At 71.7% G+C, this 25,409-nt stretch carries 22 protein-coding genes and 1 pseudogene; 8 read left to right on the forward strand and 15 right to left on the reverse strand.

Annotated features, from left to right (window positions below; all coding sequences use genetic code 11):
• Positions 1-23 precede the first annotated feature (23 nt).
• The 3 genes from CV755_RS17110 to CV755_RS17120 are packed head-to-tail and all read left to right on the forward strand — an operon-like array spanning position 24 to position 1,421.
• Positions 24-521, forward strand: coding sequence for an FBP domain-containing protein (locus CV755_RS17110; RefSeq protein WP_109281095.1), 498 nt, complete (start codon positions 24-26; stop codon positions 519-521).
• A gap of 60 nt (positions 522-581) precedes the next feature.
• Positions 582-857, forward strand: a complete 276-nt coding sequence (locus tag CV755_RS17115) for a DUF6191 domain-containing protein (RefSeq protein ID WP_109281096.1) — start codon at positions 582-584, stop codon at positions 855-857.
• Positions 858-887: 30 nt separating this feature from the next.
• Positions 888-1,421, forward strand: a complete 534-nt coding sequence (locus CV755_RS17120; RefSeq protein ID WP_109281097.1) for an NUDIX hydrolase — start codon at positions 888-890, stop codon at positions 1,419-1,421.
• Between the two features lie 30 nt (positions 1,422-1,451).
• Here the strand turns inward: CV755_RS17120 and CV755_RS17125 are convergent, their stop codons facing one another.
• The 4 genes from CV755_RS17125 to hrcA all read right to left on the reverse strand — a co-directional run bounded on the left by CV755_RS17125 (position 1,452) and on the right by hrcA (position 5,583).
• Positions 1,452-2,201: a 16S rRNA (uracil(1498)-N(3))-methyltransferase gene (locus CV755_RS17125; RefSeq protein ID WP_109281098.1), complete on the reverse strand. Its 750-nt coding sequence runs from the start codon at positions 2,199-2,201 to the stop codon at positions 1,452-1,454.
• A complete protein-coding gene (locus CV755_RS17130) occupies positions 2,198-3,298 on the reverse strand; it encodes a nitronate monooxygenase (RefSeq protein ID WP_109281924.1) in 1,101 nt (366 codons plus the stop codon). The genes CV755_RS17125 and CV755_RS17130 overlap by 4 nt, the downstream gene beginning before the upstream one ends.
• A 134-nt stretch (positions 3,299-3,432) precedes the next feature.
• A complete protein-coding gene (dnaJ, locus tag CV755_RS17135; RefSeq protein WP_109281099.1) occupies positions 3,433-4,566 on the reverse strand; it encodes a molecular chaperone DnaJ in 1,134 nt (377 codons plus the stop codon).
• Positions 4,567-5,583, reverse strand: a complete 1,017-nt coding sequence (gene hrcA / locus CV755_RS17140; RefSeq protein WP_109281100.1) for a heat-inducible transcriptional repressor HrcA — start codon at positions 5,581-5,583, stop codon at positions 4,567-4,569.
• Between the two features lie 196 nt (positions 5,584-5,779).
• On the opposite strand from hrcA, the gene CV755_RS17145 reads away from it, so the two are divergent.
• Both CV755_RS17145 and CV755_RS17150 read left to right on the forward strand, forming a co-directional pair.
• A complete protein-coding gene (locus CV755_RS17145) occupies positions 5,780-6,532 on the forward strand; it encodes an MBL fold metallo-hydrolase (protein ID WP_109281101.1) in 753 nt (250 codons plus the stop codon).
• Positions 6,533-6,565: 33 nt separating this feature from the next.
• Entirely contained in the window at positions 6,566-7,390 is an 825-nt protein-coding gene (locus CV755_RS17150; protein ID WP_109281102.1) for a DUF3097 domain-containing protein, read from the forward strand.
• Here CV755_RS17150 and CV755_RS17155 read toward each other — a convergent pair.
• From CV755_RS17155 to lepA, 4 genes are all read right to left on the reverse strand, one after another.
• Positions 7,387-7,962 (reverse strand): Uma2 family endonuclease, encoded by a 576-nt coding sequence (locus tag CV755_RS17155; protein WP_109281925.1) that lies wholly within the window; start codon positions 7,960-7,962, stop codon positions 7,387-7,389. The two genes, CV755_RS17150 and CV755_RS17155, sit on opposite strands and share 4 nt — an antisense overlap.
• 101 nt (positions 7,963-8,063) lie before the next feature.
• Positions 8,064-9,296, reverse strand: coding sequence for a radical SAM family heme chaperone HemW (gene hemW, locus CV755_RS17160; protein ID WP_109281926.1), 1,233 nt, complete (start codon positions 9,294-9,296; stop codon positions 8,064-8,066).
• A gap of 38 nt (positions 9,297-9,334) precedes the next feature.
• Positions 9,335-11,224, reverse strand: a complete 1,890-nt coding sequence (locus CV755_RS17165) for an AMP-dependent synthetase/ligase (protein ID WP_109281103.1) — start codon at positions 11,222-11,224, stop codon at positions 9,335-9,337.
• Between the two features lie 162 nt (positions 11,225-11,386).
• Positions 11,387-13,252 carry a translation elongation factor 4 gene (lepA, locus tag CV755_RS17170; protein WP_109281104.1) on the reverse strand — a complete coding sequence of 622 codons (1,866 nt, stop codon included), beginning with the start codon at positions 13,250-13,252 and terminating at the stop codon, positions 11,387-11,389.
• A gap of 205 nt (positions 13,253-13,457) precedes the next feature.
• Between lepA and rpsT the strand changes: the two genes are divergently transcribed.
• On the forward strand, positions 13,458-13,718 hold the full coding sequence (rpsT, locus tag CV755_RS17175) for a 30S ribosomal protein S20 (RefSeq protein WP_109281105.1): 261 nt from the start codon (positions 13,458-13,460) through the stop codon (positions 13,716-13,718).
• A gap of 232 nt (positions 13,719-13,950) precedes the next feature.
• Here rpsT and holA read toward each other — a convergent pair whose 3' ends face one another.
• Positions 13,951-14,940 carry a DNA polymerase III subunit delta gene (gene holA / locus CV755_RS17180; RefSeq protein WP_109281927.1) on the reverse strand — a complete coding sequence of 330 codons (990 nt, stop codon included), beginning with the start codon at positions 14,938-14,940 and terminating at the stop codon, positions 13,951-13,953.
• 100 nt (positions 14,941-15,040) lie between these two features.
• Here holA and CV755_RS36945 point away from each other — a divergent pair, with 100 nt between their 5' ends.
• Positions 15,041-15,283 carry a hypothetical protein gene (locus CV755_RS36945; protein ID WP_109281928.1) on the forward strand — a complete coding sequence of 81 codons (243 nt, stop codon included), beginning with the start codon at positions 15,041-15,043 and terminating at the stop codon, positions 15,281-15,283.
• Positions 15,284-15,524: 241 nt separating this feature from the next.
• On the opposite strand, the pseudogene CV755_RS17190 reads toward CV755_RS36945, so the two are convergent.
• From CV755_RS17190 to CV755_RS17200, 3 genes and pseudogenes are all read right to left on the reverse strand, one after another.
• Positions 15,525-17,798 (reverse strand): annotated as a pseudogene (locus CV755_RS17190) (ComEC/Rec2 family competence protein); the annotation flags it as partial.
• The gene (locus CV755_RS36950) at positions 17,795-18,511 is read right to left on the reverse strand and encodes a ComEA family DNA-binding protein (RefSeq protein ID WP_338323668.1); all 717 of its coding nucleotides are present in this window, start codon (positions 18,509-18,511) and stop codon (positions 17,795-17,797) included. The pseudogene CV755_RS17190 and the gene CV755_RS36950, both read right to left, overlap by 4 nt.
• A 638-nt stretch (positions 18,512-19,149) precedes the next feature.
• Positions 19,150-20,148 (reverse strand): MFS transporter, encoded by a 999-nt coding sequence (locus CV755_RS17200; protein WP_109281107.1) that lies wholly within the window; start codon positions 20,146-20,148, stop codon positions 19,150-19,152.
• Here CV755_RS17200 and CV755_RS17205 point away from each other — a divergent pair.
• Positions 20,129-20,494 carry an ArsR/SmtB family transcription factor gene (locus CV755_RS17205; protein WP_109281108.1) on the forward strand — a complete coding sequence of 122 codons (366 nt, stop codon included), beginning with the start codon at positions 20,129-20,131 and terminating at the stop codon, positions 20,492-20,494. The genes CV755_RS17200 and CV755_RS17205 overlap by 20 nt on opposite strands.
• A 42-nt stretch (positions 20,495-20,536) precedes the next feature.
• Here CV755_RS17205 and CV755_RS17210 read toward each other — a convergent pair whose 3' ends face one another.
• From CV755_RS17210 to leuS, 3 genes are all read right to left on the reverse strand, one after another.
• Positions 20,537-21,382, reverse strand: coding sequence for a DegV family protein (locus CV755_RS17210; protein WP_109281109.1), 846 nt, complete (start codon positions 21,380-21,382; stop codon positions 20,537-20,539).
• A 47-nt stretch (positions 21,383-21,429) separates the two neighbouring features.
• Positions 21,430-22,185: a hypothetical protein gene (locus CV755_RS17215; protein ID WP_109281110.1), complete on the reverse strand. Its 756-nt coding sequence runs from the start codon at positions 22,183-22,185 to the stop codon at positions 21,430-21,432.
• Between the two features lie 204 nt (positions 22,186-22,389).
• Positions 22,390-25,236, reverse strand: coding sequence for a leucine--tRNA ligase (gene leuS / locus CV755_RS17220; RefSeq protein WP_109281111.1), 2,847 nt, complete (start codon positions 25,234-25,236; stop codon positions 22,390-22,392).
• Positions 25,237-25,409 lie beyond the last annotated feature (173 nt).

Below are 25,409 nucleotides of genomic sequence, written 5' to 3' on the forward strand. Positions count from 1 at the left end.
CTAGGCATGATTGGCTCCCTCTTATGAAGCCCGTCACCGAGAAGGACATCCGCACCTCCTTCATCAACTGCTCCAAGGGCGAGGCCAAGCGCCTCTCCCTGCCCCGTGACCTCACCGAACAGCCCTGGGACGACCTGGACTTCCTGGGCTGGCGCGACCCCGCCGCGCCCAACCGCAGCTATCTGGTGGCGGAGCGCGAGGACCGCCTGGTCGGCGTCGCCCTGCGCTTCCCCGCCCAGCAGCGCGGCTTCCTGCACCGCAGCATGTGCTCGCTGTGCCTGACCACCCACCCCGGCAACGGTGTCTCCCTGCTCACCGCCCGCAAGGCCGGCGCCGCGGGCCGCGAGGGCAACTCGGCCGGTGCCTATATATGCACCGACCTGGCCTGCTCCCTCTACCTCCGGGGCCTGAAGACCGTGGACGGCATAGGCGCCCGCCTCCATGAGTCGCTCTCCCTGGAGGAACAGACGGCACGGCTGAGGGCACGGCTGACGGAGTTCATCGACAAGCTGTACGAGTGAGCCGCCCTCATCACCCGATCCGGGAACTTCCTTCCCTCGTGGGCACGTTGACCTGATGTGATGATGCTGACGAGCCTGCTGCTGATGACGGTTCTGGTGATCGTCCCCTTCACCGTGGCCTCGGCCCGGTACCTCCTGCGGCGCCCCGGCCGCGCCGGCCTCGGCCCGGGCGCGGCCGCCACCGAGGAGCTGCACGCCTTCTTCAACGCCAACAAGCGGGTGCAGCAGGAACAGCGCCGGGTTGATCTGCTGCGCCGCGACAACACCGAGGACGGCGCGCCGCCCCGGATGGGCATCGACCTCGAAGCGGGCACCGCGCGAATCCGGCGCGGCTGAGCCGCCTTCGCCCTCTGCCATCCTGTACGCATGCGGTGGAAGACCTACGGCGAGCGCGAGATCTACACCAACCCCTGGGTCAACCTCTGCCTGGTGGACGTCGAACAGCCCGACGGCTACCGCGAGGAGCACCATGTACTGCGGCTGCGGCACCTGGCCGTCGGCGCGGTGGTCAACGACCACCGCGAGATCCTGATGATGTGGCGGCACCGCTTCATCACCGACGCCTGGGCCTGGGAGCTGCCCATGGGCCTGATCGAACCCGGTGAGACCCCGGCCGAGACCGCGGCCCGCGAGGTCGAGGAAGAAACCGGCTGGCGCCCCGGCCCCATGCGCCCCCTGATCTACGCCGAGCCGGCCAATGGCATCACCGACTCCCAGCACTTCGTCTTCCGCGCGGACGGCGCCACCCATATCGGCCCGCCCACCGAGAAGAACGAGTCCGACCGCATCGAGTGGATTCCGCTGACCCGGCTCCGCAGCATGATCGACCGCCGCGAGATCGTCAGCAGCGGGTCGCTGGTGGGGCTGCTGTATGTCCTGATGGACGAGGGGATCCGCTGAGGGCGTAGCGCACGACTGGGCAGGCCCCGCTCAGCCCCACCGCCCCGTCCGCCCCAGCAGCAGTGCCGCTGCCGCCGTGCCCGCGGTGGAGGTGCGCAGGACGCTGGGGCCCAGGCGGTACGGCCGGGCGCCGGACTGCTCGAAGGTGGCCAACTCCTCTGGGGAGACGCCGCCTTCGGGGCCGACGATCAGGATGATGTCGCCGGTCTCGGGGAGGGGGGCGGTGGCCAGGGGGGTGCTGCCCTCCTCGTGGAGGACGGCGGCGAAGGCGGCGGTGGCCAGGAGGGGGGCCAGCTGCTTGGTGGTGGCCAGGTCGGCCACCGCCGGGAAGCGGAGGCGGCGGGACTGCTTGCCCGCCTCGCGGGCGGTGGAGCGCCACTTGGTGAGGGACTTCTGGCCGCGGTCGCCCTTCCACTGGGTGACACAACGGGACGCCGCCCAGGGGACGATGGCGTCCACCCCGGTCTCGGTCATGGTCTCCACGGCCAGTTCACCGCGGTCGCCCTTGGGCAGGGCCTGGACGACGGTGATGCGCGGCCGGGGCTCCGGCTCGGAGCGGATGGAGGTGACGGCGACATCGAGACGGTCCTTGCCCTCGATGGCGGCGACGGTGCCGAAGGCGCCCGTACCGGCGCCGTCGGTGAGGACGATCTCCTCGCCGACGCGCAGCCGGCGGACCGAGACCGCATGGCGGCCCTCGGGGCCGTCCAGGGGGAAGACCGTGCCGGGGAACACACCCGTGAGGGAGTTCTCTTCGACCAGGAAGACCGGGGCTGTCATGATTCGCTCCCTCGGGTGGGGTGGTGCAACGACGCACGGGCGGCGTCGAGTTCGGCGGCCAGGACCGCCACCAGGCGGGCCGCCGGAAGTTCACGGGCCAGGCGGTGGCCCTGCCCCGCCCAGAGGTTGAGCCCCTGGGGGTCGCCCGCGGCCGCGGCCGCCCTGCGCAAGGGGGCGGTGAGGTAGTGGAGTTGGGGATAGGCGGCCGGGGCGTAAGGGCCGTGTTCCTGCATAAAGCGGTTCAGCAGGCCGCGGGCGGGGCGGCCGGAGAAGGCCCGGGTGAGTTCGGTGCGGGTGAACAGGGGGTCGGTCAGGGCCGCCTTGTGCAGGGGGTGCGCACCGGACTCGGGGCAGGGCAGAAAGGCGGTGCCCAGCTGGGCGGCGACCGCGCCGGCGGCCAGCACGGCCGCGATCTGGGCGCCGCGCATCAGACCGCCCGCCGCGAGGACGGGCAGATCGACGGTCTCCACCACCTCGGTGAGCAGGGCCAGCAGGCCGGAGCCGGCGTGGTCGGCATAGGGGTCGTCATGGTGGGTGCCCTGGTGGCCGCCGGCCTCGATGCCCTGGGCGCACACCGCGTCCGCGCCCGCCGCCCGCGCGGCCAGCGCCTCGGCGGCCGAGGTCACGGTGACCACGGTGAGGGAGCCGGCGCGGGAAAGGGCGGCGAGGTCCTGGGAGGAGGGGCAGCCAAAGGTGAAGGAGACCACCGGCACCGGATCCTGGAGCAGAATGGCCAGCTTGGCCTCATAGGCGTCGTCGGCGGGCCGGTCCCAGTCGCCCAGCGGGGTCTCGTACCAGGTGGACTCGCCCGCCAGTTGCTCCGCGTAGACCTCCACCGCGGCCGGATCGGCGGCGGGCGGCTGCGGCATAAAGAGGTTGACGCCAAAGGGCCGGGAGGTGGCGGCGCGCAGCTGCTTGATCTCCTCGTACATCGCCGCCGGGGTCTTGTAACCGGCGGCCAGGAAGCCCAGGCCCCCGGCGTCGGAGACGGCCGCGGCCAGGGCCGGGCAGGAGGCGCCGCCCGCCATCGGAGCCTGCACGATCGGATGCCGGAGCAGGCCGGTCAGCGCGGCCGTCCGCCGGGGGTCAGAAGCCATGGCCACATCGTGGCACGGGTGACGCCGGGTGCCGAATCGGGCGGCGGTGGTACGGGCCGGGCGGCCGGTCCGTACCACCGTTCAGCGGGCGAACGGCGGGCGTTTCAGGGGCACTTGCCGGAGCCCGGAGCGGTTCAACGGCCGTTGAACGCGTCCTTCAGCCGGGAGAACAGCCCCTGCTGCCCCGGCTTGAACTCGCCCATCGGACGCTCCTCGCCGCGCATCTTGGCCAGCTGGCGCAGCAGTTCCTCCTGCTGCGGGTCAAGCTTGGTGGGCGTGGTCACCTCGACATGGACGATGAGGTCACCCCGGCCGCCGCCGCGCAGATGCGTGACACCGCGCTGGTGCAGCGGGACGGACTGGCCGGACTGGGTGCCCGGGCGGATGTCGATCTCCTCGACGCCGTCCAGGGTCTCCAGCGGCACCTTGGTGCCCAGCGCGGCCGCGGTCATCGGGATGGTGACCGTGCAGTGCAGGTCGTCGCCGCGGCGCTGGAAGACCGGGTGCTTCTTCTCGTGGATCTCCACATAGAGGTCACCCGCCGGGCCGCCGCCGGGGCCGACCTCGCCCTCACCGGCCAGCTGGATGCGGTTGCCGTTGTCCACACCGGCCGGGATCTTCACGGTCAGGGTGCGGCGGGAGCGCACCCGGCCGTCGCCCGCGCACTCCGGGCAGGGAGTGGGGACCACGGTGCCGAAGCCCTGGCACTGCGGGCAGGGCCGGGAGGTCATGACCTGGCCCAGGAAGGAGCGGGTGACCTGGGAGACCTCACCGCGGCCGCGGCACATGTCACAGGTCTGCGCGGAGGTACCGGGGGCGGCACCCTCGCCGCTGCACGTGGTGCAGACGACGGCGGTGTCCACCTGGATCTCCTTGGTGGTGCCGAAGGCGGCCTCGTCCAGGGTCACCTCGATCCGGATCATGGCGTCCTGGCCGCGGCGGGTGCGCGAGCGGGGCCCGCGCTGGGCCGCCTGGCCGAAGAAGGCGTCCATGATGTCGGAGAAGTTGCCGAAGCCGGCGCCGAAGCCGGCTCCCGCGCCGCCCCCGGAGGAGGACAGCGGGTCGCCGCCGAGGTCGTAGACCTGCTTCTTCTGCGGGTCGGAGAGCACCTCGTAAGCGGCGTTGATCTCCTTGAACCGCTCCTGCGTCTTGGGGTCCGGGTTCACATCCGGGTGCAGCTCGCGTGCGAGACGGCGGAAGGCCTTCTTGATCTCGTCCTGCGAGGCATCACGCCGTACGCCGAGGACCGCGTAGTAGTCCGTGGCCACTTACGACTCCGCCAGGATCTGTCCGACGTAACGTGCCACTGCGCGTACCGCTCCCATCGTTCCGGGGTAATCCATGCGGGTCGGTCCGACCACGCCGAGTTTGGCGACGGCCTCGCCGCCCGAACCGTAGCCGACCGCGACGACCGATGTGGAGTTGAGCCCCTCGTGGTCGTTCTCATGACCGATGCGCACCGTCATCCGGGAGTCGGTGGCCTCGCCGAGCAGCTTGAGCAGCACCACCTGCTCCTCCAGCGCCTCCAGCACCGGCCGGATGGTCAGCGGGAAGTCATGGCCGAAGCGGGTGAGATTGGCGGTGCCGCCGATCACCAGACGCTCCTCGGTCTCCTCGACCAGTGTCTCCAGGAGCGTGGACAGGACCGTAGAAACGGTTCCTCGGTCGTCCGGCTCGAAGGACTCGGGCAGGTCCTGCACCAGGCGCGGCACCTCGGTGAAGCGCTGGCCCACCACCCGGCTGTTGAGCCGGGCGCGCAGATCCGCCAGGGTGTTCTCGCCGACCGGGGCCGGGCAGTCCACCATGCGCTGCTCGACCCGCCCGGTGTCGGTGATCAGCACCAGCATCACCCGGGCCGGGGCCAGCGCCAGCAGCTCCACATGACGCACCGTGGAACGGGTCAGCGACGGATACTGCACCACCGCGACCTGCCTGGTCAGCTGGGCCAGCAGCCGGACCGTGCGGCCCACCACATCATCGAGATCGACCGCGCCGTCCAGAAAGCTCTGGATGGCCCGGCGTTCGGCGCCGGACAGCGGCTTGACGCCGGCCAGCTTGTCCACGAAGAGGCGGTAGCCCTTGTCGGTGGGGATCCGGCCGGCGCTGGTGTGCGGCTGGGCGATAAAGCCCTCGTCCTCCAGGGCGGCCATGTCATTGCGCACGGTGGCCGGGGAGACTCCCAGCCGGTGCCGCTCGGTCAGCGCCTTGGAGCCGACCGGCTCCTCGGTGCCCACATAGTCCTGGACGATGGCGCGCAGTACCTCGAGCCTGCGTTCGCTCAGCATCTCGCGCACCTCCAGTCCAGCGACCTACAGCCGTCTTACGGGTCTTACCAGGGCTCCGTCTCTTGGCACTCAATGGTCACGAGTGCCAGAACCCTTCCGTAAGTGTACGGCCGGGCCCCACGGCCACGGCAAGGGCCGCTGCTGTGACATGGGCTCCGGGCGGGCAACCGTACCGCGACACCACTAGGTTCCTGCCATGGGAAGCAGCGGAGAAGACCGTCAGGAGCAGCATGCGGGGGCGCACTGGGAGCATCTCGCGCCGGGCGTAGTCCGCCGCAGGCTGCCGGGCTGGGACGCCACCGTCGGCGCCATCGCGGGAACCGCCGGCGTGCTGCTGGTGGACACCGGTTCCACCCCGCGGGAGGGGGACGGGATCCGCCGCGAGGTGACGGACCTGTTCGGACTGCCCGTGACGCATATCGCACTCACCCACGCTCATTTCGATCATGTGCTGGGCACGGCGGCCTTTCCGGGGGCGCGGGTGTACGGGGCGGTGGGGCTGGCCGAACTGCTGCGGCACTCACCGGAGGCGCTGCGGGCGGACGCCATGCGGTATGGAATGCCCGCCGGGGAGGCGGCCGCGGCGGTGGACGCCCTGGTGCCGCCCGGGCATCCGGTCTCCGGGGAGCTGACCGTCGATCTGGGCGGCGGGCGGCGGGTGCTGCTGGCCAATGTGGGGCCCGGGCACTCCCCGCACGACCTGGCCGTGCTGGTGCCGGGCGCGGACGGCACCCCCGAGGTGGTGTTCTGCGGCGACCTGGTGGAGGAGTCCGGCGAACCCCAGGCCGGACCGGACGCCCTTCCGCACGCCTGGCCGGCGGCGCTGGACCGGCTGCTGGCCCTGGGCGGCGAGGAGGCGCTGTATGTCCCGGGGCATGGCGCGGTGGTCAATGCCCGCTTTGTCCGTGAGCAGCGCAACGCCCTGGCCCGCCGCTTCGGCGTGTCGTAACCGGGTGGGGCCGGTTTTTCCTATCGTCTCGGGGTGCGCAGCAGACAGTACGGACCCGACCTGACCCCGCCATGGAAGCGGAGTGCTCCGGTTCCGGAGGTGCCCGCCGAGGTGGATCTGGTGGTGGAGGAGATCTCCACCGGCTTCTGCGGCGCGGTGATCCGCTGTGAGAAGACCGCCCAGGGGCCGACGGTCACCCTGGAGGACCGCTTCGGCAAGCACCGGGTCTTCCCCATGGAGCCGCGCGGTTTCCTGCTGGAGGGCCGGGTCGTCACCCTGGTACGCCCCCAGTCCCCCGCCCCGGCCGCACCGCGCCGCACCGCCTCCGGCTCCCTCGCCGTGCCGGGCGCCCGGGCCCGGGTGGCCCGTGCCGGGCGCATCTATGTGGAGGGCCGGCACGACGCGGAGCTGGTGGAGCGGGTCTGGGGGGACGACCTGCGGATCGAGGGCGTGGTGGTGGAGTACCTGGAGGGCATCGACGACCTCCCGGCCATCGTCCGCTCCTTCGCCCCGGGGCCGGACGCGCGCCTGGGCGTGCTGGTGGACCATCTGGTGCCGGGTTCGAAGGAGTCCCGGATCGCGGCGGAGGTCACCGGTGAGCATGTGCTGGTGGTGGGCCACCCGTTCATCGATGTATGGGAGGCGGTGAAGCCGTCATCGCTGGGCATCGCCGGGTGGCCCCGGGTACCGCGTGGGCAGGACTGGAAGACGGGGGTGTGCCGGGCACTGGGCTGGCCGCCCAACACGGGGGCCGCCTGGCAGCGGATTCTGGGGGCGGTGTCCTCTTACAAGGACCTGGAGCCGGAACTGCTGGGCAGGGTCGAGGAGTTGATCGACTTTGTGACGGTGGGGAATTAGCGCGGCTTGCCGGGCAGTGTCCTGAACTCGGACGTGTCCAGGGTCTGTTCCAGCACCTCAATATGCACGGGGTCGCCGAACTTGCTGACATGCTGGTTCGCATAGTCGGCGTCCTCGCCTGCGCCAACCGGTTGGGTCAACAGCACGCACTTGGCGGCGAACGGATCGACGATCAAGTAGGCGGGCACCTTCCCCGCCGCGTACACCGAGCGCTTGACGTGATAGTCGTGGTGGGCGCTGTTCTTGGAGACAACCTCCAGAAGCAGGGCGACGGCTGAAGCGGGCACAACTCGCCCAGGGCCCTCGAACGCACCGCGCTCGATAACCAAAAGGTCCGGCTGGGGTTCGCTCTTCTCCCCTGGAATCGCGATGTCCTGCGTTGTCATCCGATTCCAGCGGCTGCGGGGAATCTGATCCATCACAGACTCGACAATCGCGTTGTGAACCCAGTCGGGCCCCGCCATCATCACGATGTCCCCCCGCAGCAGCTCCGCCTTGTAGCCCTCCGGAACCTCCAGGTTCGCGAAGTACTCCGAGACGTCGGTAATCAGCCGGTCATCCACAGCGGTCATCTCCGTGGCCCTCCACATCGCGCCGCGCACATTGCGCAACAGCCTATGAACAGCCTAGGCACGGCGGGGCCATCTCGTCACCGATTCACCCCTGCGGGTGATCAGTCCACCAGATCCCTGACCACCGCGTCCGCCAGCAGCCTGCCTCGCAGGGTCAGTACCGCCCGTCCGGCCGCGTAGGGCTCGGGCTGGAGCAGCCCATCCGCCAGGGCCCGCTCGGCGGCGGCCGTACCGGCCGGCTTGAGGAGCGACAGCGGGCAGCCGTCCACCAGCCGCAGCTCCAGCAGGATCCGCTCCACCCGGCGGTCCTCCGCCGACAGGATCTCGCGGCCCGCGCCGGGCGACCGGCCCTCGCCCAGGGCCTGGGCGTAGGCGCCGGGGTGCTTGACGTTCCACCAGCGCACTCCCCCGACATGGGAGTGCGCGCCCGGCCCCGCGCCCCACCAGTCCGCGCCGCGCCAGTAGAGCTCGTTGTGGCGGCAGCGGGCGTCCGGAGTGGTGGCCCAGTTGGAGACCTCGTACCAGTGGAAACCGGCGGCGGCCAGCCGCTCCTCGGCGATCAGATAGCGGTCGGCGTGGACGTCGTCGTCGGTCATCGGGACCTCGCCCCGGCGGATCCGGCGGGCCAGCTGGGTGCCCTCCTCGACGATCAGCGCATAGGCGGAGACATGGTCGGGACCGGCGCCCAGGGCCGCGTCCAGGGAAGCGCGCCAGTCCTCGTCGCTCTCACCCGGGGTGCCATAGATCAGGTCCAGATTGATGTGCTCGAAACCGGCGGCGCGCGCCTCGGCCACACAGGCTTCGGGCCGGCCGGGGGTGTGGGTGCGGTCCAGGATCCTCAGGACATGCGGGCGGGCGCTCTGCATGCCGAAGGAGATCCGGTTGAAGCCGGCCGCGCGCAGTTCGTCCAGGTAGCGGGGGTCCACGGAGTCCGGGTTGGCCTCCGTGGTGATCTCGGCACCGGGGGCCAGGCCGAACTCCTCGCGGATCGCGGCCAGCATCCGGCCCAGGTCGGCGGCGGGCAGCAGGGTGGGGGTGCCGCCGCCGATGAAGACGGTCTCCACCGGGCGCGGGTCCGCGCCGAGGACCTTGCGCGCCAGCCGGACCTCCTCGGCCAGGGTGTCGGCGTAGTTCTCCCTGGAGGCCAGGGCTCCGCCGGAGCCGCGCAGCTCACTGGCGGTGTAGGTGTTGAAGTCGCAGTAGCCGCAGCGGGTGGCGCAGTAGGGGACATGCAGATAGAAGGCGAGCGGCCGCTGCCCGGAGGCGGCCAGGGCCTGCGGGGGCAGCGCCCCGTCCTCGGGCATGGGCTCACCATCGGGCAGTACGGAAGGCATGCCCCCCATTGTCCGGCATCGGCGCCGGGACCCCGGCCTCAGTCCTCCCGGGTGCCCTGGTACATGGCCTCGATCAGGTCCTTGTACTCGCGCTCCACCACCGGCCGCTTGAGCTTGAGGCTGGGGGTGAGCTCGCCGTGCTCCACATCCAGGTCCCTCGGCAGCAGCCGGAACTTCTTGATCGTCTGCCAGCGCTGCAGCCCCTCGTTGAGGCGCCGTACATAGCCGTCGATCAGTTCCACGGTGTGCGGGTCGGCCACCACCTCGGCGTACTCCTTGCCCTCCATGCCGCGTTCGGCGGCCCATTTGAGGATGGCGGGCTCGTCCAGGGCGATCAGGGCGGTGCAGTAGTTGCGGTCCGCGCCATGCACCAGGATGTTGGAGACAAAGGGACAGACGCCCTTGAAGCGGCCCTCGATCTCGGCGGGCGAGATGTACTTGCCGCCGGAGGTTTTGATCAGGTCCTTTTTGCGGTCGGTGATGCGCAGAAAGCCGTCGGGGGACAGCTCGCCGATGTCACCGGTGTGGAACCAGCCGTCCGGCTCCAGCACTTCGGCGGTGCGCTCGGGCTGGCCGTGGTAGCCGGCCATCACACCGGGGCTGCGCAGCAGGATCTCGCCGTCGTCGGCGATCCGCACCTCGGTACCGGGCAGCGGCTTGCCCACGGTGCCGGTGCGGTAGGCCTCGCCGGGGTTGACGAAGTTGGCGGCGCTGGTCTCGGTGAGGCCATAGCCCTCCAGGATGTGGATCCCGGCGCCGGAGAAGAAGTAGCCGATCTCCGGGGCGAGCGAGGAGGCGCCGGAGACACAGGCCCGCAGCCGTCCGCCGAAGGCCTCCCGGATCTTGGCATAGACCAGGACATCGGCGGCCTTGTGCTTGGCCGCCAGCTTCAGCGGGACCGAACGGCTGCCGGTACGGCGGTAGTTGTCCTGGGCCGTCCTGGCGTACTCGCGGGCGATCCCGGCGGCCCACCGGAAGATCTTGTACTTGGCGGCGCCGCCCTCCCGGGCCTTGGCCGCCACTCCGTTGTAGACCTTCTCGAAGATGCGGGGCACGGCCGCCATATAAGTGGGCCGCACCACCGGCAGGTTCTCGATGATCTTGTCCACCCGCCCGTCCACGGCGGTGACATGGCCGACGCTGATATGGCCGGTGGTGAGCACCTTGCCGAAGACATGGGCCAGCGGCAGCCAGAGGTACTGGACGTCATCGGGCCGCACCAGCTCGGTCGCCGCTATCGCCCGGGACATATACGACCAGGAGTCATGGAGCAGTCTGACTCCCTTGGGACGCCCGGTGGTTCCGGAGGTGTAGATCAGCGTGGCCAGTTGCCCGGCGCGCAGCGCGCGGACCCGGTCGCGGACCACCTCCGGGGTCTTCTCCAGGCGCTCGGCACCGCGCCGTTCCAGCTCGGCCAGGGAGATCACCCAGCCCTCGGGGTCGTCCTCGGCGGGCCGGGCGTCGGCCGCTTCGATCACCACCACATGGGCCAGCGCGGGGAGTTCGGCCCGGTGCTCGCGGGCCTTGGCCAGCTGGGCGGCGTTCTCCGCGATCAGCACCCGGCTCTCGGAGTCGCCCAGGACAAAGGCCGTCTCATCGGCGTTGGTGCTGGGGTAGATGGGGGTGGTGGCGGCACCGGAGCACATGATGCCGAGGTCGGCGAGGATCCAGTCCAGCCGGGTGTTGGAGGCGAGGGCGACCCGCTGCTCGGGCTCGATGCCCAGCTCCACCAGGCCGGCCGCGATGGCGAACACCCGCTGGGCCGCTTCTCCCCAGGTCAACGAGGCCCAGTCATCGGGACCTTGACCGGAGGCGGGCGGCACGGGGTACCGGTACGCCTCCGCGTCCGGTGTGGCCTCCACCCGCTCGAGGAAGAGGGTCGCCACGGAGGGCGGCCGGCTCTCGATCAAGGTCTGCGTCTCGCTCACGGCATCCTCCGGGGCCCGCCTCGTTGCTGGTGACTCGCGAGTAACCTTCCAAGCAGTGATCAGAGTAGAGCCGATGGGCCCTGTGCGTAAGAGCACCAGAGCACCGAAAAGGTGCCCACTCGCCGTCGAGTGGACACCTTTCGGTAACGGACCGTGCGCGGGCTACTTCTTGCCCTTCTCGCCCCCGCTGTCGTCGGTGGACAGCACGGCGATAAAGGCCTCCTGCGGGACCTCCACGCTGCCGACCATCTTCATCCGCTTCTTGCCTTCCTTCTGCTTCTCCAGCAGCTTCCGCTTACGGGAGATGTCACCGCCGTAACACTTGGCGAGGACGTCCTTGCGGATGGCGCGGACGGTCTCCCGGGCGATGACCCGGGAGCCGATGGCGGCCTGGATGGGCACCTCGAAGTTCTGCCGGGGGATGAGCTCGCGCAGCTTGGCGACCAGCCGCACGCCATAGGCGTAGGCCTTGTCCTTGTGGGTGATCGCCGAGAAGGCGTCCACCTTGTCGCCGTGCAGCAGGATGTCCACCTTCACCAGGTCGGAGATCTGCTCACCGGTGGGCTCGTAGTCCAGCGAGGCATAGCCACGGGTCTTGGACTTCAGCTGGTCGAAGAAGTCGAAGACCACCTCGGCCAGCGGCAGGGTGTAGCGGATCTCCACCCGGTCCTCGGAGAGGTAGTCCATGCCCATCAGCACACCGCGCCGGGTCTGGCAGAGCTCCATGATGGCGCCGATGAACTCGCTGGGCGCCAGGATGGTGGCCCGTACCACCGGCTCGTGCACCTCGGCGATCTTGCCGGTGGGGAACTCGCTGGGGTTGGTGACCTCGTGCTCGGTCCCGTCCTCCATCAGCACCCGGTAGATCACATTGGGCGCGGTGGCGATCAGATCCAGACCGAACTCGCGCTCCAGGCGCTCACGGATGACCTCCAGGTGCAGCAGGCCCAGGAAGCCCACCCGGAAGCCGAAGCCCAGGGCGGCGGAGGTCTCCGGCTCATAGACCAGCGCGGCATCGTTGAGCTGGAGCTTGTCCAGGGCCTCGCGCAGCTCCGGATAGTCCGAGCCGTCCAGCGGATACAGACCGGAGAACACCATCGGCTTGGGGTCCTTGTAACCGCCCAGCGCCTCGGTGGCCCCGCCCTGGTGCTGGGTGATGGTGTCACCGACCTTGGACTGGCGGACGTCCTTCACACCCGTGATCAGATAGCCCACCTCACCGACCGAGAGGCCGTCGGCCGGGAGCATCTCCGGGGAGTTGGTGCCGATCTCCAGCAGCTCATGGGCGGCGCCGGTGGACATCATCTTGATGCGCTCGCGCTTGGACAGGGTGCCGTCCACGACCTTGACATAGGTCACCACGCCCCGGTAGGCGTCATAGACCGAGTCGAAGATCATCGCGCGGGCGGGGGCGTCCTTGACGCCGACCGGGGCCGGGACATCGCGCACCACACGGTCCAGCAGCTCGGGAACGCCCACGCCGGTCTTGGCCGAGACCCGCAGCACATCCTCCGGCTCACAGCCGACCAGGTTCGCCAGCTCGGCGGCGAACTTCTCCGGCTGGGCGGCCGGCAGGTCGATCTTGTTGAGCACCGGGATGATGGTGAGGTCGTTCTCCATGGCCAGGTAGAGGTTGGCCAGGGTCTGCGCCTCGATGCCCTGGGCGGCGTCCACCAGCAGGATGCAGCCCTCGCAGGCGGCCAGCGAGCGGGAGACCTCATAGGTGAAGTCCACATGGCCCGGGGTGTCGATCATGTTGAGGATGTGGGTGTTGCCCTTGTCGCTGGAGGGCGCCCACGGCAGGCGGACCGCCTGGGACTTGATCGTGATGCCGCGCTCGCGCTCGATGTCCATCCGGTCGAGGTACTGCGCGCGCATCTGCCGCTGGTCAACCACGCCGGTCAGCTGAAGCATCCGGTCGGCGAGCGTCGACTTGCCATGGTCGATGTGCGCGATGATGCAGAAGTTACGGATCAGAGCCGGGTCGGTACGGCTCGGCTCGGGCACGTTGGTAGGGGTCGCGGGCACGCAGGATCCATTCGGTGACTTCGGCGTTTGCACGCCAGTCTCGGCGGGAGTCGGGTATACGACCTCTCCATGGTCCCATGAGCGGCGGGTGAGGTCCGGTTTGGGAGGGTCGAGTTCCTGCTGGTAGCCTGGTCCACTGTGCTTCGCGACCCTCTCATGCGCGGGCACACCTTCAGCAAACCAACGAACCTGAAAAGGCTCTTTCGTGGCGAACATCAAGTCCCAGATGAAGCGGAACAAGACCAACGAGAAGGCGCGCCTGCGTAACAAGGCCGTCAAGTCCTCGGTCAAGACCGCCATCCGCTCGGCCCGCGAGGCCATCGCCTCCGGTGACGCCGAGAAGGCCGTCGCCGCCGTGCGCCTGGCCGGCAAGAAGCTCGACAAGGCCGCCAGCAAGGGTGTCCTGCACAAGAACGCCGCCGCCAACAAGAAGTCGGCGCTGGCCAAGCTGGTCGCCGCCAAGTAAGGCAGCTCCCGTCGGTACGGGCTAGCGGACCCTCTCAACCGCTCCGTCCGGCACCTTTTCCCGCCGCACGCGGTCGTTCGCCACGCGGGTGCGGCATGAGCCTTCCGGCTCGCTGAACGTCTCAAGGGCCCCGTGTCCGTCCTTTCCCCAGGACGGGCCGGGGCTCTTGTGCGTTCAGATGCGTTTTCGAGTGCGGGTTGTCGGTGGCTGGTCGCGCAGTTCCCCGCGCCCCTTACGGGGCGCTGCGGCGGGCGGCTCGGGCCACCGTGACCACGGCCTTTTCCAGGGCGTACTCGGGGTCGTCACCGCCGCCCTTGATGCCGGCGTCGGCCTCGGCGATCGCCTGGAGGGCCAGGGCCACGCCATCGGGGGACCAGCCGCGCATCTGCTGCCGCACCCGGTCGATCTTCCAGGGCGGCATGCCCAGATCGCGGGCCAGATCGCCGGGACGGGCGCCGCGCGGGGCGGAGGCCAGCTTGCCGATGGACCGCACCCCCTGGGCCAGCGCGCTGGTGATCAGCACCGGGGCGACCCCGGTGGCCAGCGCCCAGCGCAGTGCCTCCAGTGCCTCGGCCGCCCGGCCCTCCACGGCGCGGTCGGCCACCGTGAAGCTGGAGGCCTCGGCGCGGCCGGTGTAGTAGCGGGCGACCACGGCCTCGTCGATGACGCCCTCGATGTCGGCCATCAGCTGGGCGCAGGCGCTCGCCAGCTCGCGCAGATCGCTGCCGATGGCGTCCACCAGCGCCTGGCAGGCCTCGGGCGTGGCGGAGCGGCCGCCGGAGCGGAACTCGGTGCGGACAAAGGCCAGCCGGTCGGCGGGCTTGGTCATCTTGGCGCAGGCGACCTCCCTGGCCCCGGCCTTGCGGGCCGCGTCCAGCAGGCCCTTGCCCTTGGCGCCGCCCGCGTGCAGCAGCACCAGGGTGATCTCCTCGGCGGGGGCGCCGAGGTACGCCTTGACGTCCTTGACGGTGTCCGCCGACAGGTCCTGGGCGTTGCGGACCACCACCACCTTGCGCTCGGCGAACAGCGAGGGGCTGGTGAGCTCGGCAAGGGTGCCGGGCTGGAGGGCGTCCGGGGCGAGGTCGCGGACGTCGGTGTCCGCGTCGGCGGCCCGGGCCGCCGCCACCACCTGCTGCACGGCACGGTCCAGCAGGAGTTCTTCCTGGCCCACGGCGAGCGTCACGGGGGCGAGGAGATCGTCGGAAGCAGTCTTTCTGGGCATCGCGTCCAGCATCCCACGCGCTACCGACACCCCCGTTCCGGCCGCCGGAGGCGTACCGCACAATATGCGGGTGACCAGTGTTTTCCGTCCTTCGACTCCCATGCGCCACCTGTTGGTGCTGCCCGACCGCGAGACCGCCGAGGAGGTGGCCGAGGAAGCCGGGCAGCGCTTCGTCCTGGACGACGACCCGCAGGTCGTGCGGGAGGCGCTGGCCGGGGAGGACGATGCCGAGGACGCCCAGTGGCTGGTGGTCCTGGAGGACCCGGACGGCGAGCTGAACGCCCGGGCGCTGCGCGAGCTCGCCGAGGAGTACGACGGCTGGCTGGAGACCGAGAGCGAGTGATCCGCCGCCGCCCGGCGGTGACGGCGGTGGCCGCCCCGGTCACCGCGATCGGTCCGTCGGTGTCGGTGCGCAGCACCACCGCGCCCGCCGAGCGCAGCGCCGCGACCGTGCCCGGGGCGGGGTGCCCGTAGGGGTTGTGGGGGCCCGCCGAGATCAGCGCCAGCCGGGGGTTGAGCCGGCGCAGCAACTCCGGTTCCTGGTAGGCGGATCCATGGTGGGCGACCTTGAGGACATCCACCGTGGAAAGCTCCGGGTGGGTGAGCAACAGCTCGCGCTGGGCGGGTGGTTCAAGGTCCCCGGGGAGCAACAGGCTGATTCCGCCGGTGTGTACCAGCAGGGTGACGCTGGCGTCATTGGGCCCGTCCTCGGCCGCCGGCGAACCGCCGTCCGGGGGCCAGAGCACCTCCCAGGACAGCGGGCCCACCCGCCCGTGCTCGCCCTGCCGGGCGGTGACCACGGGGACGCCCGCCCGGGCGGCCTGCTGCCGGACGAAGGCGGCCTGGCCCGGCGGCCGGGCCAGCAGGGTGGTCTCCACCGCCCCGACCGAGCGGCCGTGCAGCACTCCCGGCAGCCCGTCCACATGGTCGGCGTGGAAGTGGCTCAGCATCAGCAGCGGCACCCGGTCGATACCGAGGCCGCGCAGACAGCGGTCCACGGCCCGGGGCTCCGGCCCGGCGTCCACCACCACGGCGGTGCCCTCCCCCGCCGCCAGCACCAGGGCGTCGCCCTGGCCCACATCGCAGGCCACCAGCCGCCAGCCGGGCGGCGGCCAGCCGGTGACCGCCCTGGTCAGCGGGGCCGGGCGGAGGACAGCCAGCAGCAGGAGCAGAGCGCAGGCCGCGCAGAGCCAGGGGTGGCGGACCAGGCGGCGGGCGGCCGCCACCACGGCCACCGTGACGGCGGCCAGCAGCAGCGCCCCGGGCCAGCCGCCGGGCCAGCCCAGCTGTGCCCCGGGCAGGGCGGCTCCGGTACGGGCCACGGCGGCCGTCCAGACGGCGGGCCAGCCGGCCAGCCAGGCCAGGCCGTATGCGGCCCAGGGGGCGAACGGGGCCATGGCCAGGGCGGCGAAGCCCAGCACGGTGGCCGGGCCGATGGCCAGTTCGGCGAGGAGATTGCAGGGGATGCCCACCAGGCTCACCCGCTCCGACAGCAGCACGATCACCGGTGAGCACACGGCCTGGGCGGCCGCGGCCGCCGCGATGGTCTCGGCGGCCCTGGCCGGCACCCCGCGTCCGCGCAGGGCGTCGCCCCAGCCCGGGGCGAGGGTGAGCAGGGCTCCGGTGGCCAGCACCGACAGCGTGAAGCCATAACTGCGCGCCAGCCAGGGGTCGTGGAGCACCAGGACCAGGACCGCGGTGGCCAGGGCGGGCAGCAGGCCGCGGCGGCGGCCGGTGCCAATGGCCAGCAGGGTGATCAGCCCGCAGGCGGCCGCCCGCAGCACACTGGGGTCGGGGCGGCACACCACCACAAATGCCGGCACCAGGGCGGCGCCCAGGACGGCAGTGAGCCGCAGCGGGATGCCCAACCGGGCGGCCAGGCCCCGGCGTTCGGCGCGGGCGGCCAGGTGCGGCGGGCCGATGAGGACCGCCAGCAGAATGGTGAGGTTGCTGCCGCTGACCGCCAGCAGATGGGTCAAGTCGGTGGCCCGGAAGTCCTCTTCGAGTTCGGGCGGGACGCGTGAGGTGTCGCCGACGACCAGGCCGGGCAGCAGGGCCCGGGCGTCCGGGTGAAGGCCGTCGGTGGCGGTGCGCAGACCGGCCCGCAGCCGGGCGGCGGTGACCTGCCACCAGTTGGGCGGTTCGATGACCTTGAGCGGCCCCCGGTCGTCGATCCGGACCACGGCCGCGATCCGGCCGTCGTCCTGGTGCGGCGGGGCCAGCCTGCCGGTCACCCGCAGCCGGGTGGAGGGCAGCAGGCCCAGCCAGTTCTGATGGGCCATCAGCAGTACCGGGGTGCGCAGGGCGGTGGCGCCCCGGCGGCCGGTCAGCCGAGTGGCCTCCGCCTCGGCCAGCACCGCCTGCGGGGCCTGGGCGGCGCCCCGCACCTTGGGCCGGGCGGCCCAGGGGTCCTTGGTGAGCCTGACCTCCAGGGTCACCGTGGCGAACCCTTCGGCCAGGGCGGGCAGCGGCCCGCCGCGGGCCTCGGCCGCACTCAGCGCACCCGAGGCCGCTCCGGCCGCGCCGCAGAGCAGCACGGCCGCGGCCGCGGCGGCGGTACGGCGCCGGCTCGCCCCGGGCGCCGGGCCGGAGTTGGCGCCGGGGGCGGGGGCGCGGCCGGGGGCGGGGGCGGGCTGTCCGGGGCCGGGGGGCGGTGCGGCCGGGGCGCGGTGAGCGACCAGGGCCAGCGCGCCGGCCAGCAGCACGGCCAGGGCGCAACCGGTGGCGGCGACGGTGCCGTTGGCAGTCAGAGCGATGGCAGCCCCGGCCCAGGCGGCCAGCGCCGGGGCCACCAGCCGCAGATCCGGGGCGGACGGGGCGGGGTGCGTGCCCTCCGGCCGGGGTGTGGTGACGCTCATGGCTGAACCAGGGAACGCAGCTCACCGAAGCGGCGGGCGCCGATGCCATGGACCTGGCGCAGCTCGTCCACCGAGCGGAATCCGCCGTGTTCGGTGCGGTAGTCAATGATGTGCCGGGCCAGCGCCGGGCCGATGCCGGGGAGGGTGGCCAGCTGCTCGGCGGTGGCGGCGTTGAGACTGACCGGCGAGCTGGGCACCGCCTTCCCCCGGCCCGCAGGTACGCCGGGTGCGGGCGGTGCGCCGGGCGGGGGCGGGAGGGCGCCCGAACCACCCAGGCCCGCCTGGCCGTTGGGGGCGCCGGTGGGCTGGGGGGCGCCCACCACGATCTGTTCGCCGTCGGTCAGGATCCTGGCCCGGTTGAGCCCGGTGAGGTCCACTCCCGGGCGGGCTCCCCCGGCCGCCTCCAGGGCGTCGGCCACCCGGGAGCCGGCGGGCAGGCGCTGCACGCCGGGATGCCACACCTTGCCGCTGACATCCACCACCACGGCTCCGCCCGCACCCCCGGGGCGTACGACAGCCGGGGCGGCGCCCGGGGCAACGGCGGGTGGCGGCAGCACCGCCGGGGCGCGGACCGGGGCGGGGGCGGAGGCCGTTGGGGTCTCCCGCTCGGGCGCCCGTACCTCCGACGGCCGCCCCGCCCAGAAGTGCCAGACGGCGAGGAGCACGGCGAGCGCCAGGGCGGCGCCGATGGCGGCAACGGTTCTGGGCTCCATTCCGCAGCGGAGCCGCACCCACATCGGCAGTCGCTCACCCATAAGCTGCCGCCAACGGGCGGGCGGCGCGGGCGGTTTGGCGATACCCGGACGCCCGGGGCCACCGGGCGCCGGGTACGCGGAGAATTCGGCACCCGGCACACCCTCGCCCCCATCGGCACCCGGCGAACCGTCCTGTTCACCGGCCCGAGTCGGCCCGTCGAACCCGGAACGCGCCACCGCTTCGGGCCGCGCGGGGCCGGCGGAAGCAAGGCGGAGCAGCCTCTCGGTCCGCCGCGCCGGGCCGTCGGCCGTGGGGCGCACGGCGGCCCGTCCCGGCCCGGTGCCGGCGCGGCAGCCGCCACGGACGCGGCGGCCGGGCCCGCCCGGGGGCCGTCCGCGCGCCGGTGGCCCGGCCGGTGACCCGGCGCGCCCGCCGGAGGTCTCCCCCGGCACCTCCGGGGCCTCCGGGGCCTCCGGGGCCTCCGGGGCCTCCCCCAACAGCAGGGCAGCGCGCGGAGCATTGGTTACCGTCAGTGTCTTTTCCGTCATGACAGGCGACGATAGCCAGCCCCGGCCCAACCAGCTGATCTTGGTCAAATCCCGTGGATGACCAGGGAGTTGTGGATAACTTCATCACTCCGACGAGGGATTGACCGTCAGGAGATTTCCGGGACCCGGCAACCGACGGTGACCACCACCAGTCCGCCGACAGCGGCCAGCGCCGCCAGCACTCCGGCGAAGACCGTCGCCCCGGTGGTGAGTCCGGCGGCATCGCTGAGGAATCCGGCGGCCACCGGCAGCGAGCCGGCCAGCAGATAACCACCCATATTGAGCGCGGAGTTGGCCTCGGCCGGCCGGTGCGGGGCGACGGTGGCACTGAGCAGCGACAGTCCGCCCAGCTGGCCCATGCCCTGCCCCGCGCCCGCCAGCACCGCGGCGGACAGCAGGGCCACCACCGACGAGGCATGCACCGCGCCGACCAGCGCAACGGTAGCGGACGCCGCCGGGCGGGGCGCCGGCATCCGCACCATGACCAGCAACGCGGTCGCCGGCAGGGCCATCTCCACCAGGAAGACGGTGACGGTGGGCGCGGGCAGCGCCTCGGACAGCAGACCGGAGAGGAACGGCCCCAGGCCCGCGCCCAGGACCATCGCACAGGAGGCGAGCAGGGCGCCCAGCCGCCGTCGCCGCTCGCCCGCCATATCGGTCACCGCCGCCATGCCCGCGGAAACGGCCGCACCCACCGCCACCCCGGTCAGCAGCCGGGCCACGATCAGGGCGGTTACCGAGGAGGCGGTGGCGAAAACCGCGCGCGCCACCAGGGCCAGACCGAGCGCGGGCAGCAGCACCGGCTTGCGCCCCAGCCGGTCGGAGAGCACTCCACAGACCAGCAACGAGCCCAGCAGGCCCACGATAGAGAAGGCGAACACCACGGTGAGCGCACCCTTGGAGAAGCCGATGTCCCGCTGCCAGAGCACATAGAGCGGGGTGGCCGCATTGGAGAGCGCAAAGACCGCGGTGACCGGCCAGGCCGCCAGCCACACCCACCACAGGGGAGCCTCGGCGGCGGGCGGCGGGGCCACCGGGGCCGGTGCGGTGCGCCGCTCAACCGGCGCTGCTCCAAGGTCGCCCACCGTGCCGCCGGGACCGTCCATCGTTGTACTGCCCCAACCGCCCGGCCTGCCGGAACCCCTGCCGGAACCGGATGCCCAGACCCTTCGCCTGGAGACCGTGCTGGGGACGCTGAACGATCCCCTGCGGCTGACCATCGTGCGCAAACTCCTGCTGGAGCGAGCGGAGTTCGACCATCCCTGCGGCTGGTTCGGGCTGGACCGCCCCAAGTCCTCGCTCACCCATCACTTCCGCGCACTGCGCGAGGCGGGTGTCCTCCGGCAGCGTCAGTACGGACTGGAGCGCCGCAGCGAGGTGCGCATCGACGACCTGCGGGAACGGTTCCCCGGCCTGCTGGAACTGGTCGCCGCCTGGACCCCGGAGACCTGACCGGCAGGGGCCGGTGGGCGGCCTCGTTCACCGGTCATGGGGCTAGCGGGGAGAGACCACCACTCCCAGCAGTCCCGGACCGGTGTGTGCCCCGATCACCGCGCCGACCTCGCTGACATGGAGCTCCCCCAGCGCCGGGAGGCGGTCGCGGAGGCGGTCGGCGAGCAGGGTGGCGCGCTCGGGGGCGGCCAGGTGGTGGACCGCGATGTCCACCGGGGCGCTGCCGGCGCGTTCCACGGCGATCTCTTCCAGGCGGGCGATGGCCTTGGTCGCGGTGCGCACCTTCTCCCGCAACTCAATGCGCCCGCCCTCCAGCTGGAGCAGGGGTTTGACGGCGAGGGCCGAGCCCAGCAGGGCCTGGGCGGCACCGATCCGGCCGCCCCGGCGCAGATAGTCCAGGGTGTCCACATAGAAGTAGGCGGCCGTGGCCTCGGCGCGCTTCTCGGCGGCGGCCACCGCCTCATCCAGGGTGCCGCCGGCCCGGGCGGTCCCGGCGGCGGCCAGGGCGCAGAAGCCCAGGGCCATGGCGACCATGCCGGTGTCCACCACCCGCACCGGGACGGGTGCCTCGCGGGCCGCCAGCACCGCCGCGTCATAGGTGCCGGAGAACTCGGCGGAGAGGTGGAGCGAGACGATGCCCTCGGCGCCCTCCTCGGCCGCCGCCCGGTAGGCGGCGGCGAAGACCTCGGGGCCGGGCCGGGAGGTGGTCACCGGCTTGCGCTTCTGCAGGGCCTGGGCGACCGAGCGCGCCGAGATCTCGGTGCCCTCCTCCAGGGCCCGGTCGCCCAGGACGACCGTCAGCGGCACTGCGGTGATCCGGTGCCGCTCCATCGTCTCTGCTGGCAGATAGGCCGTTGAATCGGTGACGATCGCGACATGGCGGGACATGCCCCGGAGGTTACCCGCCGGAGGCCGGGGGCCGCAGTCCGCCCCCGTCAGCCCGCGCTCTCCGGGCGCCGGGCGGCCTGCTGCCGCTTCTCCCAGGACAGATCGGACAGCCAGGACGGGCGGCCCGGTATCGCCGAACGCTGCCGCTCAGGCCGTTCGGGCTGTCCGGGCTGTCCGGGCTGTCCGGTGCGTTCCGCTCCGGAAGGGCCGGACGCGGACTTCGGGGAGGCTGCCGCGCCGGGAGCGCCCTCCTCCTCCACCGCCGTCCAGTGCCGCAGGGCGCTGGCCTCCATCCGGATCTGCTCGCCGAGGTCCGCCAGATCCTCGTGCTGGAACTGGCGGGCGCGGTCCTGGGCGGCCCAGCGCAGGGCGTCCGCCGACTCCCGGATGGCATCGGTGCGCTTGCGCAGCTCCGGCAGGCTCTGGGCGATCCGGCTCTGGCTGGGCTCGCTCTCCAGGCGGCGGAGCTCCTCGTCCAGCTCCCGGCCGTGGCCACTGAGGCGCTGGAAGAGGGCCAGCGACTCGGAGAGCGACGCATCCTCGGCGGAGCGCTCACGCAGTGCCTCCTGGGTGGCGCGCATCGAGGTGCGAAGGGAGAGCCGCAGCTGGGCGACCTCGCCGGCCGGGCCGGGCCGGGCGAACTGCATGGCCTTGAGGCGGGTGTCCTCCACGGTGCGGCGGGCCTGGGTGACGGTGTGGTCCACCCCGCGCTTGACGGCCTTGACGGCCTTGACCGTGGCCAGCACCGCCAGCGTGACAAACAGCGCGACGGTGAGGGCGATTATCACGGCCACGGCTTCCATGGGGCGCTCCTCGGGCAGGCTCTCCGGTTTCACATCCGGCCGGGTTGGTGTCCGGCGGTGTCGTCCCTTCCACGGTAAACGGCAAGGGCAGGCCGTGGGTTCCTTTCGAACCCCCAACCTGCCCTTAGGGGAGATCCCAGGGGTGGCGCCCCCGGGACCCCGGCGGGCCTCAGCGGATCCCGTCCGCTTCAGGCCCCAACTCGCTTACGCCGGAACGATGTTGACCAGCTTGGGCGCCCGCACGATGACCTTGCGGATCCCCGCGCCGTCCAGCGCGGCCAGCACGGCCGGGTCGGCCAGCGCGACCCGCTCCAGCTCCTGCTCGCTGATGGCCGGCGGCACCTCCAGGCGCGCCTTGACCTTGCCCTTGACCTGGACCACGCAGGTCACGGTCTCGTCCACCACATAGGCCGGGTCGGCCACCGGGAAGTCCCGGTGCACCACCGAGCCGGTGTGGCCCAGACGGTGCCACAGCTCCTCGGCGATATGCGGGGCCAGCGGAGCGATCAGCAGCACCAGGGTCTCGGCGACCGGGCGGGGCACCTCGCGCAGCTTCACCACATGGTTGTTCAGCTCGGTGATCTTGGCGATGGCGGTGTTGAACCGCATATTCGCCAGGTCCTGGGTGACGCCGTCAATGGCCTTGTGCAGGGCCCGCAGCGTCTCCTCGTCGGGCTCGGCGTCCACCACGGTGACCTCACCGGTGGTCTCGTCCACCACATTGCGCCACAGCCGTTGCAGCAGCCGGTACTGACCGACCACGGCACGGGTGTCCCAGGGGCGGGAGACATCCAGCGGGCCCATGGCCATCTCGTACAGGCGCAGGGTGTCGGCCCCGTACTCGGCGCAGATCTCGTCCGGAGTGACCGCGTTCTTCAGGGACTTGCCCATCTTGCCCAGCAGCCGGGAGACCTTCTCGCCCTGGTAGTAGTAGGCGCCGTCGCGCTCCTCCACCTCGGCGGCGGGCACCGCGATGCCCCGGGCGTCCCGGTAGACATAGGCCTGGATCATGCCCTGGTTGAACAGCTTGTGGAAGGGCTCGGCCGAGGAGACATGACCCAGGTCGTACAGCACCTTGGACCAGAAGCGGGCGTACAGCAGGTGCAGCACCGCGTGCTCGGCGCCGCCGACATACAGGTCCACACCGCCGTGCGGCTTGTCCTCGCGCGGGCCCATCCAGTAGCGCTCGGCCTCGGGGGAGACCAGCCGCTCGCTGTTGTGCGGGTCCAGGTAGCGCAGCTCGTACCAGCAGGAACCGGCCCAGTTGGGCATGGTGTTGGTCTCGCGGCGGTACCGCTTCGGTCCGTTGCCCAGGTCCAGCTCGACATTGACCCAGTCCTCGTTGCGGGACAGCGGGGTCTCCGGCTCGGTGTCGGCGTCGTCCGGGTCGAAGGTGCGCGGCGAGTAGTCCTCGACCTCGGGCAGCTCCAGCGGCAGCATCGACTCGGGCAGCGCATGGGCCACGCCGTCCTCGTCGTAGACGATCGGGAAGGGCTCGCCCCAGTAGCGCTGGCGGCTGAACAGCCAGTCGCGCAGGCGGAAGTTGACGGTTCCCTCGCCGATGCCGCGCTCGGTCAGCCAGGCGATGACGGTGCGCTTGGCCTCGTCAACTCCCATGCCGTTGATGTCCAGTTGGTCGTTGGCGGAGTTGATCGCCGGGCCCTGGCCGCCGTAGGCCTCGCCCTCCCAGCCCTCGGGCGGCTGGACGGTACGGACGATGGGCAGCTCGAAGGCGGTGGCGAACTCCCAGTCGCGCTCGTCCTGGCCGGGCACCGCCATGATGGCGCCGGTGCCATAGCCCATCAGCACATAGTCGCCGACGAACACCGGGATGCGCTCGCCGGTGACCGGGTTGACGGCGTGGGCGCCGGTGAAGACCCCGGTCTTGTCCTTGCCCTCGGTCTGCCGCTCGACATCGGTCTTGGTCTGGGCCTGCTTGCGGTAGGCGGCAATGGCCTCGGCCGGGGTGGCGGCACCGCCGGTCCAGGCCGGCTTGGTGCCCTCGGGCCAGGCGGCCGGGACGATGGCGTCCACCAGGCCGTGCTCCGGGGCCAGCACCATATAGGTGGCACCGAACAGGGTGTCGGGGCGGGTGGTGAAGACGGTGATCTTCTCGTCGTGGCCGTCCACCGCGAAGTCCACCCGGGCGCCCTCGCTGCGGCCGATCCAGTTGCGCTGCTGCAGCTTGATGGCCTCCGGCCAGTCCAGCGCGTCCAGGTCGTCCAGCAGACGGTCGCCATAGGCGGTGATGCGCATATTCCACTGGCGCAGCTTGGACTTGAAGACCGGGAAGTTGCCGCGCTCGGAGCGGCCGTCGGCGGTGACCTCCTCATTGGCCAGCACGGTGCCCAGGCCGGGGCACCAGTTGACCGGCGCGTCGGAGGCGTAGGCCAGGCGGTACTCGCCCAGCACGGCGTCGCGTTCGGCGGCGCTCAGCTCGTTCCAGGGGCGCCCGTCGGGGGTCGCGCGCTCACCGCTTTCGAACTGTGCCACCAGCTCGGCGATGGGGCGCGCCTTGCCCGCCTGCTCGTCGAACCAGGAGTTGAAGATCTGCAGGAAGATCCACTGGGTCCACTTGTAGTAGTCCGGGTCGATGGTGGCGAAGGAGCGGCGCTTGTCGTGGCCCAGGCCCAGCCGGCGCAGCTGGGCCTTCATGTTCTCCATATTGGCCTCGGTGGAGACCCGGGGGTGGGTGCCGGTCTGCACCGCGTACTGCTCGGCGGGCAGGCCGAAGGCGTCGAAGCCCAGGGTGTGCAGGACGTTGTGGCCGGTCATCCGGTGGAAGCGGGCGGTGACATCGGTGGCGATATAGCCCAGCGGGTGGCCGACGTGCAGACCCGCGCCCGAGGGGTACGGGAACATGTCCATGATGAACTTGGTGGGCTTGGCGACCGTCTCCGGGTCGCCCCCCAGCTCGCCCCCGGGGTTGGGGGCCGCATAGGTGCCCTCGGCGTCCCAGAAGTCCTGCCAGCGTGCCTCGATGTCGGCGGCCAGCGCGGCCGTATAGCGGTGCGGGGCAGCCACCTCGGCGGCGGTAGTGGTCTCGCTCATCGTCCTCAATGCTCCATCGATCGTCGTCTCTGCCTGCGTCGCGTGCGCTCCGGGGCGGCCCCGGAGATCTCCGGGCGGGCCCGGAAATGAAAAATCCCCTCGCACAGGAGGGGTCGCCGCGCCGATGCCGGTCCTTTGAGGACCGGGACTGATCAGCGCGGCTCGCTAAGCAG

This window comes from Streptomyces orinoci, from assembly GCF_003121295.1.
Lineage (GTDB): Bacteria > Actinomycetota > Actinomycetes > Streptomycetales > Streptomycetaceae > Streptomyces > Streptomyces orinoci.

Coding starts and splice junctions, on each gene's coding strand:
- leuS (WP_109281111.1), bottom strand. CDS start 25,236: ATGAGCGAGACCACTACCGCCGCCGAGGTGGCTGCCCCGCACCGCTAT.
- CV755_RS17110 (WP_109281095.1), top strand. CDS start 24: ATGAAGCCCGTCACCGAGAAGGACATCCGCACCTCCTTCATCAACTGC.
- CV755_RS17200 (WP_109281107.1), bottom strand. CDS start 20,148: ATGGACGGTCCCGGCGGCACGGTGGGCGACCTTGGAGCAGCGCCGGTT.
- CV755_RS17145 (WP_109281101.1), top strand. CDS start 5,780: ATGGGAAGCAGCGGAGAAGACCGTCAGGAGCAGCATGCGGGGGCGCAC.
- CV755_RS17130 (WP_109281924.1), bottom strand. CDS start 3,298: ATGGCTTCTGACCCCCGGCGGACGGCCGCGCTGACCGGCCTGCTCCGG.
- CV755_RS17125 (WP_109281098.1), bottom strand. CDS start 2,201: ATGACAGCCCCGGTCTTCCTGGTCGAAGAGAACTCCCTCACGGGTGTG.
- CV755_RS17115 (WP_109281096.1), top strand. CDS start 582: ATGATGCTGACGAGCCTGCTGCTGATGACGGTTCTGGTGATCGTCCCC.
- CV755_RS17215 (WP_109281110.1), bottom strand. CDS start 22,185: ATGGAAGCCGTGGCCGTGATAATCGCCCTCACCGTCGCGCTGTTTGTC.
- CV755_RS36945 (WP_109281928.1), top strand. CDS start 15,041: ATGCGCCACCTGTTGGTGCTGCCCGACCGCGAGACCGCCGAGGAGGTG.
- CV755_RS17210 (WP_109281109.1), bottom strand. CDS start 21,382: ATGTCCCGCCATGTCGCGATCGTCACCGATTCAACGGCCTATCTGCCA.
- hrcA (WP_109281100.1), bottom strand. CDS start 5,583: ATGCTGAGCGAACGCAGGCTCGAGGTACTGCGCGCCATCGTCCAGGAC.
- CV755_RS36950 (WP_338323668.1), bottom strand. CDS start 18,511: ATGGAGCCCAGAACCGTTGCCGCCATCGGCGCCGCCCTGGCGCTCGCC.
- CV755_RS17155 (WP_109281925.1), bottom strand. CDS start 7,962: ATGACCGCTGTGGATGACCGGCTGATTACCGACGTCTCGGAGTACTTC.
- CV755_RS17120 (WP_109281097.1), top strand. CDS start 888: ATGCGGTGGAAGACCTACGGCGAGCGCGAGATCTACACCAACCCCTGG.
- hemW (WP_109281926.1), bottom strand. CDS start 9,296: ATGCCTTCCGTACTGCCCGATGGTGAGCCCATGCCCGAGGACGGGGCG.
- holA (WP_109281927.1), bottom strand. CDS start 14,940: ATGCCCAGAAAGACTGCTTCCGACGATCTCCTCGCCCCCGTGACGCTC.